Origin of the sequence: Mesorhizobium sp. M1E.F.Ca.ET.041.01.1.1, assembly GCF_003997355.1 — a bacterium.
GTDB lineage: Bacteria > Pseudomonadota > Alphaproteobacteria > Rhizobiales > Rhizobiaceae > Mesorhizobium.
This window is the reverse complement of sequence record NZ_RZSL01000590.1, coordinates 1-3,584: the sequence shown is the minus strand read 5'-3', so window position 1 is coordinate 3,584 and position 3,584 is coordinate 1. Positions and strand designations below refer to the sequence as shown.

Genomic DNA, 3,584 nt, shown 5'->3' with positions numbered 1-3,584 from the left:
ATGCCGAACGGCACGTTGACCGGCGCATGCGCTGTCGCCACCGCCTGCTCGGTCGTGGCCGAGGCGTCCGCCGTGGCGAACGGCACGTTTTCAGGCGTCTGCTGGCCGACATCGGCCTTCGGACGCGGCGCGAAGGCGGGCAGCGGGACCTCCTTCGGCGGCAACGCGGCGATGATCGTTTCCGGCGTGTCCTGCTGCTGCGAATCATCCGCGCTGTCATCCGCGATCTGCGGGATGTTGGCGCGCTTGGCGTTCTGCGGCGAGACGATCGCGATGCCCGGCAGGTTGCTGCTCTTGGCTGCTGCCACCTGCTTCACGACCTTGGGCTGGGGCTCCGGTGCGCCGCCGCCAGCATCGGCATCGTCGTCGGCCTCGTCGGCGCCACCACCGAACCAGGCCGCAAGCAGCCCGCCGGACCGCTTGCTCGACCCGCCGGCGCTGGCCAGCTCGATATTGGGCGTGCCCGAGCCCTTGCGCGCCTTATAGGCAGCCATCGCCTGTTCATAGCCCGGCAGCGGCCGGCCGTCGCTCGGCACATGCAGCGTCTTGCCGTTCGGGAACAGGCTGACCAGTTCCTGGCGGCTGATGCCCGGCCAGTGGCGCACGTTGCCGACATCCATGTGGACGAAGGGCGAGCCGGAACTCGGATAGTAGCCGACGCCACCGCCCTGCATCTTGAGGCCGATGTTGCGCAGCTTCTTCAGCGGCACGCCGGGAATATAGAAGTCCATCGCCTTGCCGAGCATGTGCTGGCTTTTCTCGGCGACGCCGCGGCTGCGGCTGCGCAGCAACGCGTTGGTGGACGGCGAGCGATAACCGCAGACGACCTGGATGTAATCCGACGAGCCGCTCTCACGATAGGCTTCCCACACCAGGTCGAGCAGCCGCGGATCCATCTTGGTCGGCTCGTTGCGGCGCCAGTCGCGCAGGATGATGTTGATCTTGCGCAGGCCTTCCGGATCGTAGCGGCCATTGCGCTTGTAGACGATCTCGGCCTTTTCGTGCGTGTGCAGGTGGTAGAGCTTCAGCGTGCGGACTTCGGCTTTCGCGCCGGAAGCGGCTGCCGAAAGGAACCCGACGGCCAAAATCACAAACGTCAGCCACCTTGGCCAGACGCTCATATGAAAATGCCGCCCGTCTGTGTGTCGTTCGACTTGGTTCAAATCAAAAGGCCTTGCAGGCTGACCGTTTGTCCCCGGATTTGCCCAAACGGATGCGTGGTTCTCACATCCGAATATCGATTCTAATGGTTAATCATCGCTTATTGAAGCCGAAATGCGGTAACACCGTGGCGATATCCCGTCAAAAATGATGCACCGCGTATCGTGGTAAATCACTGGTTTAGATCAAGAATTCGGCTCGGGCCGAAACACGATCTGTTACCGTTTGCCGCAATGCGTGATCGCCGGCGCTGAAATTGCTGGAAAACAGCAGTTTCTGAACCGGCAAGCGGCAATTTGATTCAAATTCTAGGCGGGGAAGCTGGGCTAGGCTAGCGTCTCAGGAGGCAAGCCGGTCGAGACGGCCCGCTTCCGGGTCAATGCCATATTCCTTCAACTTGCGGTAGAGCGTGGAGCGCCCGATGCCAAGGCGGCGCGCGACTTCGCTCATCTGACCGTTATAGTGGTCAATCGCAAGCTTGATCATCTCGAGTTCCACGTCGGCCAGCGCCCGCACGTTGCCGCGCTCGTCCAGGGCCCTGAGCGTGCCGAAGCGGGGCTGCAGCCTCGCCAGGGCGTCGCTCTCGCGCAGGGCGGCACCGGCCTCGTCGGCAGCGGCCTGATCGATTGGCTGCGGCTCGTCCGCGGCCAGTCCAGCGGCCGGCGCCGGTTCGGCGCCCAGGTTCACCGTGCCTTCGACCTGCGCCCGGATTTGCGGGAATTCCTCTTCGGTCAGCAACTCACCTTCGGCCAGCACGGACGCCCTGAACACCGCATTTTCCAGTTGGCGGATGTTGCCCGGCCAGTCATAGGCCTGCAGCATCGCCAGCGCCTTGGCCGATATGCCGGTGAGGCGGCGGCGCGGATCGGCCGGTGCCACCTTCTCCATGAAGTGCTTGACCAGATAGGGAATATCCTCACGTCGGTCGCGCAGCGGCGGCACGAAGATCGGATAGACATTCAGCCGGTAGAACAGGTCCTCACGGAATTTGCCGTCCTTGACTTGCTGCAAAAGGTTGCGATGGGTCGCCGAGATCAGCCTTATGTCGACCTTGACGGTCGAGCGGCCGCCGACCGGGTCGACTTCGCCCTCCTGGACGGCGCGCAACAGCTTGACCTGGACGTCGAGCGGCAGGTCGCCGATCTCGTCCAGGAACAGCGTGCCAGAATGCGCTTCGACGAATTTGCCGGTGTGCTTGTCGGTGGCGCCAGTGAAGGAGCCCTTCTCGTGGCCGAACAGGATCGATTCGACGAGATTGTCGGGGATGGCGCCGCAATTGACGGTGACAAAGGGCTTCGAGCGGCGGTCGCCACTGCCCTGGATCGCGCGCGCCACCAATTCCTTGCCGACGCCGGATTCGCCTTCGATCAGGATCGGGATGTTGGAGGCCGCCGCCTTCTGCCCGAGGCGGATCACCCGGTCCATCGCCGGGCTGCGGGTGATGAGGTCCTTGAAGGTGAGATGGCCGCCGCGACGCCGCGACGTGCGTTTCATCTCGTCCTCGACCGCCTCGACCCTCAAGGCATTGGAAATCGACGTCTGCAGCCTGTCGGGCGAGGCCGGCTTGACGACGAAATCGAAAGCGCCGTGGCGCATGGCCGAGACAACGGTCTCGATGCCGCCCTGCGCGGTCTGCACGATGACCGGCAGGTTGATCTCGCGCTCGCGCATCGCCTTCAGCACACCGATGCCGTCGAGGCCGGGCATGACCAGGTCGAGAATGATGACCGAAACATCGCGGGCGTTCGGCCCGTCGAGCACATCCAGGCCCGCCTCGCCGCCATCGGTGACGATGGCGCTATGGCCGAATTTCGTCACCGCCGCCTCGAGCAGCCTGCGCTGCACGGGATCGTCATCGACTATGAGTATGGAACCTGTCATGACTGTCTGAATTGCCCGCCAGAGAAATCCCCATGGATCATCTTGGCACAGGGTTCTAAATAAGGTTTCAAAAAACCCGGTGAACGAATTCCTTAGGATTTGACCGGCTTCTCCTTTCCCTTTGATTCTGGCCCTGATTCAAAAAGGTATTGTTGATGCGCATGATGTTTGGTCGGCGGCTTGCAACGGCGTCTGGTCACGGCGCGCTGGAGCTTGGCGATCTGCCGGAATGGAACCTCGCCGATCTTTATTCCGGCATGGAGGCGCCGGAGCTGAAGCGCGACATCGCGAGCGCGGCAACCGATGCCATCGCCTTCGAGGCGCGCTGGAAGGGCACTTTGGCCGCCGAGGCCCAACGCGGCACCGCCGGCAGGCTCGGCGAGGCGCTGGAGGCCTATGAGGCGCTGGAGGAGCTGATCGGCCGCATCGTCTCCTATGCGGGGCTGGTCTATGCCGGCAACACCGCCGATCCGCAGCGCGCCAAACTCTACGGCGACGTCCAGGAGAAGATGACCGATGCCAGCGCGAAGAACAAAAGATGC

General features: G+C 63.3%; 2 protein-coding genes and 1 pseudogene. 1 reads left to right on the top strand and 2 read right to left on the bottom strand.

Going from position 1 to position 3,584, the window contains the following annotated elements:
• Both EOA38_RS30750 and EOA38_RS30745 read right to left on the bottom strand, forming a co-directional pair.
• A partial coding sequence (locus tag EOA38_RS30750) for a DUF882 domain-containing protein (RefSeq protein ID WP_127300996.1) occupies window positions 1–1,121 on the bottom strand: 1,121 nt, incomplete at its 3' end.
• A gap of 379 nt (window positions 1,122–1,500) precedes the next feature.
• On the bottom strand, window positions 1,501–3,042 hold the full coding sequence (locus EOA38_RS30745; protein ID WP_126092145.1) for a sigma-54 dependent transcriptional regulator: 1,542 nt from the start codon (window positions 3,040–3,042) through the stop codon (window positions 1,501–1,503).
• Window positions 3,043–3,197: 155 nt separating this feature from the next.
• Here EOA38_RS30745 and EOA38_RS30740 point away from each other — a divergent pair.
• Window positions 3,198–3,584 (top strand): annotated as a pseudogene (locus EOA38_RS30740) (oligoendopeptidase F); the annotation flags it as partial.

Bases quoted from the DNA above. Each gene is read 5' to 3' on its own strand.
- EOA38_RS30745 (WP_126092145.1), bottom strand. From the start codon at position 3,042: ATGACAGGTTCCATACTCATAGTCGATGACGATCCCGTGCAGCGCAGG.